This is a genomic window from Streptomyces sp. SAI-135 (genome assembly GCF_029893805.1).
Taxonomy (GTDB): domain Bacteria; phylum Actinomycetota; class Actinomycetes; order Streptomycetales; family Streptomycetaceae; genus Streptomyces.
On record NZ_JARXYP010000002.1, the window covers coordinates 3297554 to 3314348 of the forward strand.

14 protein-coding genes are annotated in these 16795 nt (G+C 71.0%); 2 read left to right on the top strand and 12 right to left on the bottom strand.

Annotation, left to right across the window (positions count from 1 at the left end; translation table 11 throughout):
• Positions 1 to 10: 10 nt before the first annotated feature.
• From nadD to M2163_RS19355, 3 genes are all read right to left on the bottom strand, one after another.
• Positions 11 to 649 carry a nicotinate-nucleotide adenylyltransferase gene (nadD, locus tag M2163_RS19345; protein ID WP_280851547.1) on the bottom strand — a complete coding sequence of 213 codons (639 nt, stop codon included), beginning with the start codon at positions 647 to 649 and terminating at the stop codon, positions 11 to 13.
• A gap of 79 nt (positions 650 to 728) precedes the next feature.
• Entirely contained in the window at positions 729 to 893 is a 165-nt protein-coding gene (locus M2163_RS19350; RefSeq protein WP_020136208.1) for a hypothetical protein, read from the bottom strand.
• Positions 894 to 1010: 117 nt separating this feature from the next.
• On the bottom strand, positions 1011 to 1169 hold the full coding sequence (locus tag M2163_RS19355; protein ID WP_037716948.1) for a hypothetical protein: 159 nt from the start codon (positions 1167 to 1169) through the stop codon (positions 1011 to 1013).
• 161 nt (positions 1170 to 1330) lie between these two features.
• Between M2163_RS19355 and M2163_RS19360 the strand changes: the two genes are divergently transcribed.
• A complete protein-coding gene (locus M2163_RS19360) occupies positions 1331 to 2431 on the top strand; it encodes a M48 family metallopeptidase (RefSeq protein ID WP_280851546.1) in 1101 nt (366 codons plus the stop codon).
• A 673-nt stretch (positions 2432 to 3104) separates the two neighbouring features.
• Here M2163_RS19360 and M2163_RS19365 read toward each other — a convergent pair.
• From M2163_RS19365 to proB, 5 genes are all read right to left on the bottom strand, one after another.
• Positions 3105 to 4175, bottom strand: a complete 1071-nt coding sequence (locus tag M2163_RS19365) for a hypothetical protein (protein WP_280851545.1) — start codon at positions 4173 to 4175, stop codon at positions 3105 to 3107.
• A 78-nt stretch (positions 4176 to 4253) separates the two neighbouring features.
• Positions 4254 to 4847 (bottom strand): hypothetical protein, encoded by a 594-nt coding sequence (locus tag M2163_RS19370; RefSeq protein ID WP_280851544.1) that lies wholly within the window; start codon positions 4845 to 4847, stop codon positions 4254 to 4256.
• 68 nt (positions 4848 to 4915) lie between these two features.
• Complete coding sequence (locus M2163_RS19375) at positions 4916 to 6202, bottom strand: glutamate-5-semialdehyde dehydrogenase (protein WP_280851543.1); 1287 nt, start codon at positions 6200 to 6202, stop codon at positions 4916 to 4918.
• A gap of 103 nt (positions 6203 to 6305) precedes the next feature.
• Complete coding sequence (locus tag M2163_RS19380; RefSeq protein WP_280851542.1) at positions 6306 to 6842, bottom strand: hypothetical protein; 537 nt, start codon at positions 6840 to 6842, stop codon at positions 6306 to 6308.
• 185 nt (positions 6843 to 7027) lie between these two features.
• Positions 7028 to 8134: a glutamate 5-kinase gene (gene proB / locus M2163_RS19385; RefSeq protein WP_280854202.1), complete on the bottom strand. Its 1107-nt coding sequence runs from the start codon at positions 8132 to 8134 to the stop codon at positions 7028 to 7030.
• Between the two features lie 283 nt (positions 8135 to 8417).
• On the opposite strand from proB, the gene M2163_RS19390 reads away from it, so the two are divergent.
• A complete protein-coding gene (locus tag M2163_RS19390; protein WP_280897284.1) occupies positions 8418 to 10430 on the top strand; it encodes a hypothetical protein in 2013 nt (670 codons plus the stop codon).
• Here the strand turns inward: M2163_RS19390 and M2163_RS19395 are convergent.
• The 4 genes from M2163_RS19395 to M2163_RS19410 all read right to left on the bottom strand — a co-directional run bounded on the left by M2163_RS19395 (position 10414) and on the right by M2163_RS19410 (position 16772).
• Positions 10414 to 11607 (bottom strand): glycosyltransferase family 2 protein, encoded by a 1194-nt coding sequence (locus M2163_RS19395; protein WP_280851541.1) that lies wholly within the window; start codon positions 11605 to 11607, stop codon positions 10414 to 10416. The genes M2163_RS19390 and M2163_RS19395 overlap by 17 nt on opposite strands.
• Positions 11608 to 11771: 164 nt before the next feature.
• Entirely contained in the window at positions 11772 to 13823 is a 2052-nt protein-coding gene (locus M2163_RS19400) for a hypothetical protein (RefSeq protein ID WP_280851540.1), read from the bottom strand.
• Between the two features lie 111 nt (positions 13824 to 13934).
• Complete coding sequence (locus M2163_RS19405) at positions 13935 to 15434, bottom strand: bifunctional cytidylyltransferase/SDR family oxidoreductase (protein WP_280894563.1); 1500 nt, start codon at positions 15432 to 15434, stop codon at positions 13935 to 13937.
• A gap of 144 nt (positions 15435 to 15578) precedes the next feature.
• Complete coding sequence (locus M2163_RS19410) at positions 15579 to 16772, bottom strand: hypothetical protein (protein WP_280851538.1); 1194 nt, start codon at positions 16770 to 16772, stop codon at positions 15579 to 15581.
• Positions 16773 to 16795 lie beyond the last annotated feature (23 nt).

Sequence of the window (16795 nt, forward strand, 5' to 3'; positions counted from 1 at the left end):
CCCTCTCGGCTCACTCGCCGCGGTACAGCTCGCGCTTGTCGATATAACGCACGACGCCGTCCGGCACCAGATACCAGACGGGGTCGCCCTTGGCGACTCTCGCCCGGCAGTCGGTGGAGGAGATGGCCAGGGCGGGGACCTCGACGAGCGAGACACCGCCCTCGGGGAGCCCGGGGTCGGCCAGGGTGTGGCCGGGCCGGGTGACCCCGATGAAGTGCGCCAGGGCGAACAGCTCTTCCGTGTCCCGCCAGGTCAGGATCTGGCCGAGGGCGTCGGCGCCCGTGATGAAGAAGAGGTCGGTGTCGGGGTTGAGGGCCTTGAGGTCGCGCAGGGTGTCGGTGGTGTAGGTCGCGCCACCGCGGTCGATGTCGATGCGACTGACCGAGAACTGCGGGTTCTCGGCGGTCGCGATGACCGTCATCAGATAGCGGTCCTCGGCCGGGGAAACCTTGCGGTGGGTCTTCTGCCACGGCTGGCCCGTCGGCACGAACACCACCTCGTCCAGGTGGAACTGCGCGGCGACCTCGCTGGCCGCCACGAGGTGCCCGTGGTGGATCGGGTCGAACGTTCCGCCCATGACGCCGAGTCGGCGCTTGCCGGGGCTCGACGGGGCGTTGCCCGGGCCGGTAGGCATGTCCTGCTCTCCCATGCGTGCAGACCCTACCGGCCCGTCCTGAGGGCTCCGGCCGACGGGGGCCCGGAATGCCCCGCTTCGGGCACCCGGGGACTCAGCGGTCGCGGTTGAAACGGGTGGTGATCCACAGCAGGAGCAGCAGGATGATGAAGGCGGCGCCGCCGGTGACCAGAGGGTCGAGACTCTCGTGGTTGCCGCCGTGCTCCTCGCCCTCGGCGGCAAGGGTGACCAACTGGGCAGCGGTGCTGTGGAAGCTCATCTTCGTCAGGACCTATCCGGTGGGCGGGACAGAGTGTCGGCCCATCGTAAGCGGGCGCGGTGAGGGCGATCACGCCGACTCCACCGTTGGGGGACGGCGGGGAACCTTCGCCCTCCGTCAGTCGTCCTTCCGCTTGTACCCCCGCAGCAGGAACCACGCGGTGAACGCACAGCCCACGAACATCACGACCAGTACCACCCGGAGCAGATTTCCGGCCCCTTGCTGCTCGGCGGCGCTCGCGGCCTCGGTGAGCCAGGCGGCCCGGGTGTGCTCCATGACGTGGACTCCTTCGCTGTACTGCCCGTCCACGCTATCTCCGCCTAGGCTGGGCTCTGCTTCGGGGGCGCAAAGGGCCGCACAAGGGTCCGCAAAGGATCACAGCGGTCGAAGAGGCACAGCCACAGACGGCACCGCCAAAGACGCACATGGGGGAAGACATGTCCGACGACGGCCACCACAACAACGGACACGAGAACGTGCCGAGCAGGCAGCGCAGGCGTTTCCCGGGTATCTCCTCGCGTGCGTACGAGCACCCCGCCGACCGCTCCGCCCTGGTGGCGCTGCGCAAGCTGAGCGGTTTCGACACGGTGTTCAAGGCGCTCAGCGGTCTGCTCCCCGAGCGGAGCCTGCGGCTGCTGTTCCTGTCCGACTCGGTGCGCGTCTCCGACCAGCAGTTCGCGTACCTCAACGACATGCTGCGGGACGCGTGTTACATCCTGGACCTGGAGAAGGTCCCGCCGATGTACGTCAACCAGGACCCGCAGCCGAACGCGATGTGCATCGGCCTGGACGAGCCGATCATCGTCGTCACCACGGGTCTGGTCGACCTGCTCGACGAGGAGGAGATGCGGGCGGTCGTCGGCCACGAGGTGGGTCACGCCCTGTCCGGCCACTCGGTCTACCGGACCATCCTGCTGTTCCTGACCAGCCTCGCCCTCAGGGTGGCGTGGATCCCGCTGGGCAACATCGCGATCATGGCGATCGTGACCGCGCTGCGTGAGTGGTTCCGCAAGTCGGAGCTGTCGGCGGACCGGGCGGGCCTGCTGGTCGGCCAGGACCTGCGGGCCTCGATGCGCGGTCTGATGAAGCTGGCGGGCGGCCACCATCTGCACGAGATGAACGTCGACGCGTTCCTGAAGCAGGCCGAGGAGTACGAGGCCGGCGGCGACCTGCGCGACTCCGTGCTGAAGATCCTCAACGTCCTGCCGCGCTCCCACCCGTTCACCACCGTGCGGGCGGCCGAGCTGAAGAAGTGGGCCGAGTCCCGCGACCACCAGCGGATCATGGACGGCCACTACCCGCGCCGCAGCGAGGACAAGGACACCTCGGTCACGGACTCCTTCCGCGAGTCGGCGGCGAGCTACGCGACCAACGTCAAGAGCTCCAAGGACCCGCTGATGAAGCTGGTCAGCGACATCGCGGGCGGCGCGGGCGACCTGGGCGGCCGGGTACGCAGGGGCTTCGGCGGCTTCTCGAACTCGGCCCCCCGCGAGGACGAGCCCCCGACGGACACACCGCGCAACAACGAGGGCGGCTGACCCCCGGGGCCCCCTGGCCCTCCCCGGCCGGCCACCGGGCAGCGGACCGGGCAACGCCCTCTCCGCCGCCCCCACCCGATCCCGGCCGGGCACGTCAGGCCGCCGACAGCACCCGCCACGGCTGCACACGCCCCACCGTCACCGCAGGTCAGACCTCCGTCACCGCAGGTCAGACCTCCGACAGCACAGGCCACACCCCGCGACGCCTCTGATCACGCCCCGGCAGGGCATGGCACCCCTACGACTGCCGCGTCAGCCCCCCATGGGGCACGCGCCCCACCGCGCGACGGCGCTCGTCACGCGCCCGGCAAGGGCACACCACGTCTACGACTGCTCGCGTCAGCCTCCGTCTGCACGCGCACCCCCCATGACTGCTCTCCTCACGCCCCCGGCAGCGCGCCACACTCACGACAGAGGCATGACGCCCCGACTGCACGCGCCACCCGCTCGGCAGAGCGCGGCAGACCTCCGACAGCCCACCTCACGCCCCCGGCAGGGCACGTCAGCCCCTCCCCGACCACACACACCCCGCCCCCCGACGGCTCGCGCCACGATGCCGAACAGTGCGCGTCACACCACCGTCAGCGCACATCAGACCGACAACACGCCCCACACGCCCCACACGCCACGACGGCTCACCTCACGCTCCCTGACAGGGCACGGCAGGGCACCCTCACACCCGCGGCTGCGCACTCGTAGCCAGTGACCCGCACAGCGCCGTCGCACTGCCGGTGGCGTAGGGGTCCGTGCCCGCCGGGCCGCCGGTCTTCGCGGTCTGGCCGGCCAGCAGCGGGTGCAGCCTGTTCGTGGAGTCCTCCGCGCAGGACAGCGGCCCGGCCTGGACGTACGAGACGACCAGCTGGGCCGTGTGCATCCGCAGGTCGTCCCGGTCGAACCGGAAGTGCAGCTCACGGCGGACGGTGAACAGCGAGGTCTGCGCCGAGGCGTCGGCCCCCGCCGCCCGCAGCGCGTACACGAACGTGTGGTCCGCCGTCACCTCCAGCGTCGCCGAGTCGGTCTCGGCCGCCTGGAGACTCCCCTGCACCCGGATCCTGCCGTCCGCCAGCCGCGCCTGGGCGGGGTCGAAGCGCACCAGCCATCCGGTCGGCGCGTGCCGCCCGTCCGCGGCGGGACGGGCGAAGCTCTGGTCGAACTGATCGAGCTGGTCCGTGTCGAGGAGCACCCGCACGGCTCGCACCTGTTGGCCGGTGAGGACGTCCGGGTCGAGGGAGGACCGCACGATGTAGTCCTTGGCGGTGCTCAGCGCGGACACGACCTGGCTGTCGGAGAAGTGCGCGGTGCGGCGGGAGGCCGGCAGCGGGATGCCCTCGGCGCCGACGCGGTACTGCGCGGCGGGGCTGTGCGCGTACAGGTACTCGGCGTCGGCGTGCCCCGGGACCTTGCCCTGGGGGGCCAGCGGGATGACGGTCATCCGCAGCGGTTCGACGGGCTGCGGGACCGCGGAGGTCTGGTAGGGGTGCCGTACGCCCATGTAGATCGCGGTGCCGAAGGCGACGGCGATCAGCAGGACCAGGATCAGCGCCTGCCGGGACAGTCCCCGGCGCAGTGGCGGGCGGCGGCGGACGGCGGGGGCGTGGTCGGTCATGCGCTCCCGCGCCGAGTACTCCTGGAGGCGGGCAGCGCGGACGAACGACTCGTCGAAGACGACGGATCGGTACTCGTCCTCACCACCCACGGGGCCGCCCTCGGGAGTCCCCTCGGGTGGGTCTGCCGGCCCTCCCATATCTTCAGAGTAGGTCTCGGGGAGCTCAGGTAAACGCCCCGCTGTGCGACAAGTTCTGACAGGTTCTCACCAGGATTGTCAGGGCGTCCGCGGGACCGCGGAGACGGCTGGCTGGGAGTAGTCGGCGGACGCCGAGGGCGTCACCGTGCTCCCCTGCTCCAGACCGGTCGAGGCGGGCGGCGGAACCCGGTCGCGGCTGCCCGAGGAGGCACCCCGGTAGACCGCGGTGAAGGCCAGCGCGACCATGCCGACGCCCATGACGAGGGCGAGCATCCAGGCGACGGGGCGGTGCCAGCGGACCTGTTTGCCGTACGTCCCCGGCGCGCCGTAGCGCCCTTCGAGGATCTCGGTGTCGTCCAGGTCGTCGAGGTCGGGATCATGGCCGAAACCGCGGGGTCCGTAGCCGTCGTCGTACCGCTCGGTTCTGGGGCGGGCGCGGCGGGCCTCGGCCTCGGAGGCCTCCGCTCTCGCCTGGGCCGCGGCCAGGAGGCGCTCGACGGCGGTCGGCTCGTGCACCACGGCCGCCTGTACGAAGGCCTCGTCGAAGACCACGGAGGCGAACTCTTCGTCCGACACCCCGCGGTCGTGGTCGTCGTCGGGCTCCCAGCCGTCAGGGAACGGCGTGCCCCCCACGTCCTCCGGCACGGATCCAGAGTAGACCTGGGGGGTCAATTTGGGCAGACGGTATGGAAATTCATCCGCCTGCTGAGACACCTCTCGTGGGCGGGCCGCGGCGGCCGTCAGCGGCGGATGTGGCCGTCGCCGGTGACGATGTACTTGGTGCTGGTGAGCTCCGGCAGGCCCATCGGACCGCGCGCGTGCAGCTTCTGGGTGGAGATGCCGATCTCCGCGCCGAAGCCGAACTGGCCGCCGTCGGTGAACCGGGTGGAGGCGTTGACCGCGACGGTCGTGGAGTCGACCAGCTGGGTGAAGCGGCGGGCCGCCTGCTGGGAGGTGGTGACGATGGCCTCGGTGTGGCCGGAGGTCCACAGCCGGATGTGCTCGACGGCCTTGTCGAGCGAGTCGACGACGGCGGCGGCGATGTCGTAGGAGAGGTACTCGGTGTCCCAGTCCTCCGGCGTGGCCTCGACGACGGTCGCCTTGGTGTCCTTCGCGTAGGCCAGCACCCGCTGGTCGGCGTGGACGGTCACGCCGGCCTCGGCGAGGGCGTCCAGGGCCCGCGGCAGGAACTCGGGGGCGATGTCCTGGTGGACCAGGAGGGTCTCGGCGGCGTTGCAGACGCTGGGCCGCTGGGCCTTGGAGTTGATCAGGATGTCGATCGCCATGTCGAGGTCGGCGTGGGCGTCGACGTAGACGTGGCAGTTGCCGGTGCCGGTCTCGATGACGGGGACGATCGACTCCGTGACGACGGTCTGGATCAGCGAGGCGCCGCCGCGCGGGATGAGCACGTCGACCAGGCCACGGGCGCGCATCAGCTCGCGCACGCTCTCGCGGGACTCGCCGGGCACGAGCTGGACGGCGTCGGCGGGCAGTCCGGCACCGCCCACGGCGTCGCGCAGGACCCGTACGAGGGCGCTGTTCGACTCGTAGGCGGAGGCCGAGCCGCGCAGCAGGACGGCGTTGCCGGACTTCAGGCACAGGGCGGCGGCGTCGACCGTGACGTTCGGGCGGGCCTCGTAGATGATGCCGACCACGCCGAGCGGGACGCGGACCTGGCGCAGGTCGATGCCGTTGGGCAGGGTCGAGCCGCGCACGACCTCGCCGACCGGGTCGGGCAGCGCCACGACGTCCCGGACGTCGGAGGCGATGGCCCGCACCCGCTCCGGGGTGAGCGTCAACCGGTCGATGATCGACTCACTGGTGCCGGCCTCGCGGGCCTTGGCGACGTCCTTGGCGTTGGCCTCGACGATCTCGCTCGTGCGGACCTCCAGGGCGTCCGCGATGGCGAGCAGCGCGTCGTCCTTCTCGGCCCTCGGCAGCGGGGCGAGGTCGGCGGCGGCGGCCTTGGCCCGGTAGGCGGCCTGGGTGACCGGGGTCATGGAGTCGTACGGCGAGAGCGAGGTCATAGGGGAAGGGTAGTGCGCCCCGCCGCGCGGTTCACCGCGCATTCCACACCCCGAGACAAGTCCCGCAGAACCCCCAGACCTCGCAAAGCCGACGGTGACGTCCTCAGTAGGGGTGCACGCCGACGGGTGAGGCCGGTGCCGGGCCGTACCCCTCGGCGATGCGCTGGTGGTACGTCTGGCGGTCGATGACCTCCAGGCCGACGATCTCCCAGGGCGGCAGTCCCGCGGTCTGCCGGTGCTCGCCCCACAGGCGCAGGGCGACGGCGGCCGCGTCGTGCAGGTCGCGGGCCTCCTCCCAGTACCGGATCTCCGCGTGGTCGTTGGCGTAGCGGCTGGTCAGCAGGAAGGGGTGGTCGTGGGCGAGCTGTTCGAGGGCCCGCCGGACCTCCTTCAGCGGGGCCTCCTCGCCGGAGACGCTGAGGGTGACGTGCCACAGCCGCGGCAGGTCCCGGGGCTCCTCCGCCTGGTACCGGTCGCCGGCCGCGACGCTCGTCAGAGCCCTCTCCTCACCGGCCGAGACGCTCGTCAGGGCCCGCTCCTCACCCGCCGCCCGCGTGGCCGACGCACCCGCCTCGCCCGCGGCCGAGGACGGGGCCGCACCTGTGCGGGACGCCGCCGCCCCAGGGCGCACTCGTCTCACGACGGCCTCCTTCATGCACAGGTCGGCCCCAAGGGCCGGGCGGAATGTGTCCCTGGGACAAAGTTGAGCAGGCCGCAAGGGCTTGTGGGGCGGTTTTGCGGAACGTCCACCTCAGGGCGACTCTCTTGGCAGGGCGTTCACCCCGTTTTCGGGCACGCCGTGCCCGGTGGGTCGCCGGGCGGCGCTCAGGGGTGCAGGATCACCAGATCGTCCCGGTGGACGACCTCGCGCTCGTAGGCCGGGCCCAGCTCGCGCGCCAGCTCCCGGGTGGAGCGGCCGATCAGCCGCGGGATCTCCTTGGCGTCGAAGTTGACGAGCCCGCGCGCCACGGCGTGCCCGCTGCCGTCCCGCAGCTCGACGGGGTCACCCGCGACGAACTCGCCCTCGACGGAGGCGATCCCGGCCGGCAGCAGCGACTTGCGGCGGTCGACGACCGCACTGACCGCGCCGTCGTCCAGGGTCAGCGAGCCCTGCGGGGTGGACGCGTGCTGGAGCCACAGCAGGCGGTCGGCGGAGCGTTTGCCGGTGACGTGGAAGTACGTCCCGGTGTCCCCGCCGGACAGGGCGTCGGCCGCGTGCACCGCGCTGGTCAGGACCACTGGGACACCGGCCGCCGCGGCGATCGAGGCCGCCTCGATCTTGGTGGCCATGCCTCCGGTGCCGACCCCGGCCTTCCCGGTACTGCCGATCTCCACTCCGGCCAGGTCCGCCGGCCCGTGCACCTCGGCTATCCGCGAGGTCCCCGGCCTGCTCGGGTCGCCGTCGTACACCCCGTCCACGTCGGAGAGCAGGACCAGCAGGTCGGCGTGGACCAGGTGGGCCACCAGGGCGGCGAGCCGGTCGTTGTCGCCGAAGCGGATCTCGTCGGTGGCGACGGTGTCGTTCTCGTTGACGATCGGGAACGCGCCCATCGCCAGGAGCTTGTCGAGGGTGCGGGAGGCGTTGCGGTGGTGGGCGCGGCGGCTCATGTCGTCGCTGGTCAGCAGCACCTGGCCGACGCGGACCCCGTAGCGGGCGAAGGAGGCGGTGTAGCGGGCGACGAGCAGTCCCTGGCCGACGCTGGCGGCGGCCTGCTGGCGGGCGAGGTCGCGCGGGCGGCGCCGCAGGCCCAGCGGGGCGAGTCCGGCGGCGATGGCCCCGGAGGAGACGAGGACGAGCTCGCGCTCCCCGCCGCTGCGGCTCTTGGCGAGGACGTCCACCAGCGCGTCGACCCGGTCGGCGTCGAGGCCGCCGGCGGCTGTGGTCAGCGACGAGGAACCGACCTTGACGACGATCCTGCGGGCCTCGCCCACGGCCTGCCTTGCCCCTGCCACCTTGTGTCCTGTCCCCTCGCGCCACGTGTGGGTACCTCGTCCGCAATGTACGCGAAGGGGACCCTGTGACGCGCGTCCGTCCAGTCCCCGGACCCGCCGGCCCGACCGCACCTCGCGCATAGCACCTTCCCGCCGCGGAAGCCCGGGGACACGCGCGTGTCGTCCGGAGGTCGCCACGCGTTAACCAAGGCGTCCGTCTCGCGACGACCTTGGAGTGTCCCCCGTGCGAAAACGCCTCCCCCACCTCCGGTCCGCGCTGCGGCTGCCGGGCCGGCAGACCGCGACGAGAGCGCTCGTCGCCGCCGTCCTGGCAGCCGCCGTCGTCGCCCAGGCCGCCGCGGCCCTGCGTCCGCACGTCCCGCTGCTGCTCGCCGCGACGGCCGCCTCCCTGGCGGTGGAGGGCGTCCTGCACCGCTGGCAGCGCGGCATGGTGTCGCTGTTCGCCAAGTCCCACGCGGACATCACCGTGCGGCACGTGCTGCGCGACCTGCTGCTGGTCTTCGGCCTGCTGCGGCTGACCCCGGAGGACGAGGAGACGGCGTACACCGTGCTGGTGGCCGGTCTGCTCGCCTTCTACGCGCTGCACTGCGCGATCCAGGCGGCCTCCGTGCTGGTCCGCCGCACCCGCACCCTGCCGGTGGTCACCCGCAACATCGACGCCTCCGCGCTCCGTCTGACCCCGGCCCCGCCCGCCCTGCTGCGCCGCCCCGGCCCCCGCCTGCTGGTGCACGGCCTGCCCGCCACCACGGGCCTGCTGGTCACGGCGGCCACCGGTGAGCCTCGGTGCGCGGCCTTCGGCATCGCGGTGTCCCTCGGGCTCGCCCTCGTGGGCCTCGCGGACCTTCTCCTACGACTGCTGCCGAGCCGTCGTCCGGCGGGCGAGCAGGAGGTGCTGGACTGGTTCGACGCCTGGCTCGCCGAGTACCGGCCGACCGTCGGCCTGTACTTCTCCGGCGGGGTCTCCTCCGCCTACCAGGCCAACATGTGGCTGGAGCCGCTCGCGAAGCTCGACGGCAGGCCGGTCATCGTCCTGCGCGAGCGGTTCATGATGCAGAAGATCGCCGCGACCGACGTGCCGATCGTCTGCCTGCCCAAGGTCTCCACGCTGCTGCGCCTGGAGCAGTCCACGCTCCAGGTCCTCATCCACCCCTCGAACTCCGGCAAGACCTCCCAGGTCCTGCGCATCCCGACGATCAAGCACACCTTCGTCAACCACGGCGAGAGCGACAAGCTGTCCTCCTGCAACCCGTACGCGAAGGCCTACGACGAGGTGTGGGTGGCCGGTCCCGCGGCCCGCGAGCGGTACGCGGCGGCCCAGGTCGGCGTCGAGGACAAGGACGTGGTGGAGATCGGCCGCCCCCAGCTGGACGCCGTGCGGCCGTACGAGGGCCCGCCGGCCGGGCCGTACACGACGGTGCTGTACGCCCCGACCTGGGAGGGCTGGGACGGCAACCCCGGCAACACCTCGGTGATCGAGGCGGGCGAGAACATCGTGCGGGCGCTGCTGGCGGATCCGGGGGTGCGGCTGCTGTACAAGCCGCATCCGCTGACCGGGTCGGTGGACCCGCGGGCGGGCGCGGCGGACCGCAGGATCCGTGAGCTGGTACGGGCGGCGAACCGGGAGCGGACCGGTGAGCGGCCGGCCGACGACGGGGAACTGCCCCGCAGGACGAGGGAGTTGGACCGGCTGACCACCGCGTCCTTCCGGACCGCCGCCGACTCGGCCGAGCGGATGCTGCTGCAGTGCGCGCCGGAGCCGGGCCGCGCGGAGGCGGTGGCCCGGGCGACGGCCGCCTGGGAGCGGGCGTACTGGGCCTCGCTGCCGGAGTGGGAGCACCAGGTCGTGACCGATGTCAGGCCCACGCTGTACGCCTGCTTCAACCGGGCCGACCTGCTGATCAGCGATGTGTCCAGCGTGGTCAGCGACTTCCTGGCCAGCGGGAAGCCGTACGCGGTGGCGAACACCAGCGGTCTGGGCGAGGCCGCGTTCCGTGCGGCCTTCCCCACGGCGGGGGCGGCCACCGTGCTGACGCCGGACGCGGTGGGGGTGCCCGCCCTGCTGGACGCGGTGCGGCATCCGGAGCGGGACGCGCTCGCGGGCGCCCGCGCCGAGCTGAAGCGGCGGTTGCTGGGGCCGGACGAGCCGACCTCGCAGGAACGGTTCGACATGGCCGTTCGGGCGTTGTGCGCGGCGGCCAGGGAGCGCCGGCTGCCGGGGCAGCGGCGGGAGGAGGAGACGGTGTGCGCCTCCGGGACGCTCACGCTGCCGGGATGAGCACCCTGCGCGCCTTGCGGACCGCCCGGCGCAGCAACTGGTCGGCGCGGACCTCGCGGTAGCCCGGGACCTGCCGGGCCTCGCGCGGCTCGGCCAGGTAGACGGAGTCGGGCAGGCCGGCCGACGGATCGCGGAAGAACGGGTAGGCGAAGTACACCCGGCGGCCGCCCTTCTCCAGCACCGCCTCCGGGATCTCCTTCGCCCGTATGAACTCCAGGACCTCCACCAGGAGATCCGGACGGCCCATCGCCACCAGCTGGAGCCGCAGACGCTCGTGGACGCGGAGGCGGTGGGCCACCTCGCCGGTCCAGTAGGCGTCCACCAGCGGCTTCGCCAGGGCCAGCTTCTCCTGGCGGACCGCCTCGCTGTCCTTCAGGAACTTCGGGCCGAACTGCGGGAGCAGCGTGACGAGGAAGGGGCGGACCATCAGCACGTCACGTCTGGCGCCCGCCGGGACCATGTCGGCGATCAGGTTCATCAGGGCGCGCGCGGAGTCGAAGCGCAGGGTGTGGCTGCCGGTCTTCGTGACGTGCTTGCCGTCCTCGCGGCCCACCAGGTAGTAGCAGGTGTGGTCGGCGATGACGGAGACGCCGTCGGCCCGCAGATAGGCCTCCATGGTGAACAGCGCGTCCTCGCCGGTCCACAGGGACTCGTCGAAGCGCATGCTGTGCCGTTCGAGGAGGGCACGGCGGAACAGCTTCTGCGCGCTCAGCGTGAACTTGATGTTGGAGGAGAAGACGTCGGTGCGCTCCAGGGTCCGCTCCCACATCGAGGTCGGCGGCTTGCGGTTGACGCCCTCGACCCGGCCGAGGACCACGTCCGTGCCGTTGCGGTCGGCCATCGCGACCATCCGCTCCAGGGCCTCGGGGCCGAGCCGGTCGTCGGCGTCGAGGAAGAAGACGTACCGCCCGGTCGCCTTGCCGAGACCGACGTTGCGCGGGCCGCTGGGGCCGCCGGAGTTGCTCTGGCGGATCACGGTGACGTCGAGGGACGTGCGGGCGGCGAACTGCTCCAGGTACTCCCCGGTGCCGTCCGCCGAGCCGTCGTCGACCGCGACGACCTCGATGCGCGCCGGGCCGATCGTCTGGGCCTCGACGGAGGCCAGGCAGTCGACCAGATACGGCATCGCCTCGTACGCCCCGATGACCACGGTCACATCAGGCTGCGCAACGGTCACTTCTCCCCCAGTCACGGTCTGTTTCCCCCAGGTCCGCTCGGGGGCAATCCCCTAGACGGCGGGCCGGGAGGAAGGGTTGCTCTCCGGTACTGGTGACATACGCAGCAAGGGCCCGGTTTCGGGGATCACCCCCGAAACCGGGCCCTTTCTTTACGCAAGGGAGGTCAGGCCTTGGTCGTGGCCTCCGCCGCGGAGGCCGCCGCCCGTGACTCCTGGCCGACGTTGCGCGCCTCGGCCTTGATCGCGAGGTTCGCCACCGCGGTGTTGAACTGCTCCATGGAGGTGGGCTCGTCCGGTCCGAGCAGGTACTGCTTGAGCTCCACCCGGTCCTCGGCCAGCGGGTCGGCCGCCGGGTCACGGACCGCGTCGAGCAGTCCGCCCAGCTCGGTGGCCTTGTTGGACAGGATCGTGGCGGCCCGCACCGCGGTGTTCTGCCGCTTGAACTCCTCCTCGCCGAGCTCGGCGGAGTCCGTGACCGCGTACGGCTTGCCGCTCGCGATGAAGTCGGAGACCACGCTGGAGATGTCGGAGACCATCGCGTCGGAGACGTTGAAGCAGTCGTACAGTCGGGGCTCGGCGCCCGTGATCACCCGGTGCTCCCACACCGGGAAGGAGCGCCAATAGGCGTCGTTCCACTCGCCGCGCAGCCGGGCGATCTCCTCGTACCTGGCCACGTCGACCACGCCGTCACGGGTGGCCTCGGCCTCGTCGCCCTTCTCGGTGCCGCTGCCGGCCAGGACGGCCAGCCGCGCCTCGATGCGGGCGAGCTCGGCCCTGGCCGCGGCCGACGCGCTCGCCTCGGCCTGGAACCGGGGGTCGGCGGCGCGCTCGGCGGTGGCCTTCTCGATCAGCGCGCTGACCTTCTGGTGCGCGGCACCCGCCTTGGGCAGGACCGTGCCGGTGAAGGGGTGCGGCTTGTAGAGGACGCGGACCGGCGGGTCGGCCTTCAGCAGCTTCTTCACGATGTTCTCGCCGGCCAGCATCAGCGAGGTGTTGCCCGGGTTGCCGTCCCAGCCCTCCCAGGTGGGCGCGTAGAGGACGGTGGGGATCCGTCCGTCGGGCACGCCCTGCCAGTTCTGGATCGGCGCGAGCTGCGGGCGGCCCACCTCGACGATGTCCTCGTCGCGGACGCCGACGTCGGCGATGGCGTAGCGGTCGCGGCCGGCCCGGCCGGCCACCCACACCTCGTCGTAGGCCTTGCTGAACGGGTTGACGCTCGCCAGCTTGTCGCTGTCGCCGTGGCCGATGAAGACGTGCTTCATGGTCGGCACGCGCAGCAGGTGGATGTTCTTGCCGACATTGGCCGCGTACAGCGCGACCCGCACCGAGGACAGGTCCATGTTCATCAGGTGCACCCCTCCGGGCACGCAGATGACGGGGACCGTGGTGGGCGCGAGGTTCTGCAGGATGACCCGCTCACGCAGGATGATCAGCGGCCGGGACTCCAGCTGCTCCATGGTCTCCAGCCACATGTTGACCTGGTAGGCGGAGTCCTTGGAGCCGGAGAAGTAGAGCACCGTCTCCGGCTTGTAGTCGCGCAGCCAGTCGTCGACCTTGGCGAGTACCTCGTCGGCGCTCGGCGGGATCTTCCCCTTGCTGACGTACGGCATCAGTGCGAGGACGTACAGGGAGCCCAGGACTATCGTCACGCCGATGCCGATGAAGCCCGGCAGCGTGGAGTCCATCCCGGCGGCGACGAGTACGCCGACCACGGCCGCGAGGTCGAGGTGGAGCATCTTCTCGGCGGACCGGTTCAGCAGGACCATCGGCGGCGCGTCCGGGATGCGGATGCGGGAGGCCAGGTCCACGTTGCGGGTGGCGACCGGGAGCCGGCGGCGGTTGCGGATCAGGGTGACCAGCGCGCCGTGCGGGGCCTGGAGGCCGTAGAACGCGATGAAGCAGGCGGTGGCCCCGTAGAAGATCAGGTTGTTGGAGAGGTCGAGCCGGGCCAGCAGCAGGATCAGCAGGAGCTGTCTGATCAGGAAGCGGATCGACAGCCCGGCGCGCACCTTGCTGAGGCGGTTGATCAGATAACTGCCCTGGCGGTGCAGATAGTGGTCCGCAAGGTACGTGACGGCCGTCGCGGCCGCGAAGGCTGGGACGCTCGGAGCGAGCGCGGCCACCATTATGGCGGGGAAGCCCGCCAGCATGAGGACCGCCGCGGCCAGTTCGGCCGCGCTGCCCACCCGGGCGACGCGAATAGCGGTGCTTATCACTGAAAACCTGCTCTGGGAGGGATGCCGGTTGTTTACGGATTCAGGCCCCTGCGAATGCACCATGAACGGGCAGCCACAGAGGCCTGAATTACGAGAGTCTATTTGCCTTGATTATGCCACGCCGTCCTGACGGTCCAGGACACTCGCCAGCGCCTGCTCGAAGCCGGACGCCTGCCCCGCGGAGGCCGTCGGGTCCTGCTGCCGCACGTCGATGACGTGGCCGGTCAGCTCGGAGAGCAGCACGTCGAGCGAGGTACGGGCCACCGCCTCGGAGGACAGCAGGCTGCCCGCGGGCTCTTGGCCGAAGGCCTTGCTGCGCATGGGCGTGGCGGTGCGCTCGGGGTTGATGCAGTTCACCCGGACGCCGTCAGCCGCCCATTCGTCGGACAGGGCCTGCGTCAGGTTGACCATCGCCGCCTTGGTGGAGGAGTACAGGCTGTACTCGGCGCGGCCGCGGGTGTAGCTGCTGGAGGTGTACAGCAGCAGCTGGCCCTTGGTCTCCGCGAGGTACTTGTAGCTCGACCGCGCGATCTGCACCGGGGCCAGGTAGTTGACCTTCAGCGCCTCCTCGATGGTGGCGTTGTCGGTCTCGGCGAGCTTGCCGATGCGCAGTACACCCGCGGTGTTCACGACGTAGTCGATGCGCCCGGTCTCGGCGTACGCCTTGGACAGCGCGTCGTCGACCTCCTCCGGGTTCTCCACGTGGGTGCCGGTGGTGGAGCGGCCCAGCGCGTACACCTTGGCGCCGTAGGACTCGGCGAGTTCACCGATGTCCTTGCCGATGCCGTAGGAGCCGCCGAAGACGACGATGGTCTTGCCGGTGAGCAGCTCGCGGTAGGCCTCGTCGCCGACCTGCTCGGGCGCGGCCGTCGAGGCGAGCTGGAAGAGCTTGTCGGCGATGAAGACGTCGACGGGCTGGGTGACCTTCATGTTGTACTCGTCACCCGCGACGACGTGGATCGGCACGTCCGGCAGGTACTTGAGCACGACCGAACAGTCGTCCGTGGCCTGGAAGTTGGGGTCCCCGGCGGCGACCTCGTAGGCGCGCTTGATGGTGGACAGCTTGAAGGCCTGCGGGGTCTGGCCGCGGCGCAGCCGGGAGCGGTCCGGGATCTCGGTGATGAACTCGCCGTCCTCGCCGTGCTTGCGCGTGACGATGATGGTGTCCGCGGACGGGATGGCGACGTCGACGGCCTGGTAGCGCTCCAGGGCGACCACGCAGTCGTCGATGACGCGCCGCGACAGCAGCGGACGGACGGCGTCGTGGAACAGGACGTTGAGGTCCTCGCCCTCGGCCAGGTCCTCGCCGAGGGCCGCGATGGCGCGCTCGGTGGTCTCGTTCCGGGTGGAGCCACCCTCGATGATCTTCTTGACCTTCGTGAACCCGGCCTTGGCGACGATCTTCTCTATGTCCGGAACGTAACCCGGCGCCATCAGGACGATGATGTCGTCGACGGAGTCGGCCTTCTCGAAGGTGGTCAGGGTGTGCTCGATGACTGCCTTGCCGGCGATCTTCAGCAGCTGCTTGGGGATCGAGAGACCCACGCGCTGACCGGTGCCACCGGCCAGGATCACTGCGGTGGTACGGGGCTTGGCGATGTGCTGGGACACAGAAGACCTACCTCGGGGCGACAGGGAACGGGGAAATGGTCCCACTTGCGGTTACCGCAGTGCAAGGTGACCGCCGTCCGCCGCAAATGTACGCGCCACCTGTCATTCATCTTGCACTGCCGGTAACGGTGACCGTGCGGGAGTTCAGCGCCGGCGCAGCTTCTTCAGACACCGGTGACCGAGTACCCGCAGGAGTTCCTTCGACGACGTCTGGTGCACCGTACGCGCCTTGGCGGGTGAGGTGTGCCGCACCGGGGCGTCGGCCGCCGCCGCCAGCGCCCCGTACAGCGCCCGGGCCGCCGCCTCCGGGGAGAGGCGCGGGGCGGGGATCCCGGCCGGTACGGGCGCCTTCGGCACGGCGGAGAGGAGATCCGGGTCACCGACGATCCGCACGCCCGCGTCCGCGATGTTCCGGGCCATCTCGGCACCGATCCCGGCGGCGGCCTGCACGGCCCACTCCGGAGTGAGGATCTTCACGTCCTCGGGCGAGGGGCTGCACGCGTTCTTCATATGCATGACGGCGCCGTTGCGGACGAGCTTGGAATACAACTCGTCCGGCAGTCCATTGCCGCGGAATTCCTTGTTAAGATTCCGCAGCATTTCGGTCTCGGCGAGAGTAAGAGAACGATTCGCGGCGTCCGGAACAGGCTGGAGGAGATTCTCGGGAAGCCCGAGGAGCTGTTCGAAAGTGCGCAGCAGACCACCGCGGTCCCGGTCGTCGACCACGACGACGGTGATCCGCTCAGGACCGACCGCCCGGGCCCAGCGCCGCACGAGCCGGTCGTGCCGGTGGCGGCGCCAGAAGCTCGGGTTGGGCTGCTCGTACGGCGCCTTCCTCAGCATGTGGGCGAGCCAGTCCTCGTAGCCCATGCGCAGCCCGTTCTGCACGTACTGCTGCCACTGCGAGGGCATGATCCGCACCAGCGGCCGCAGCGTGACCAGTACGTGCACGCGCTCCCCACCGAGCTGCTCGACGATCCGCGCGATCGTGGTGTCGTCCTCGGCGTCGGCGAAGAACTCGCTGCTGATCACCGAGGTCTTCGCGCCGGTGGCCCCCACCTGTTGCAGCAGGCGGGTCCAGTGCTTCTCGGTGGGAGCGGTGTCGCCGATCATCGCGGGCCTCGCGCACGCGGCCAGGGCGGCTTCCATGGGGTGTCTGCTGTGCGCCGGGAAGACGACGCCGTGCTCGGGCAGCCGGTCCTTGGCCGCGAACAGCGCGCCCTGGACGGCGGTGGTGCCGGTCTTGTGGGGGCCGATGTGCAGCAGGCGGGTGCCGGCGGGCAGCGGAGCGGTCACGCCGTTCACCGGAAGGTCGTCTCTCGTACAGTCCGTCTCCATAGTCGCAGGACGGTAGGAGACGT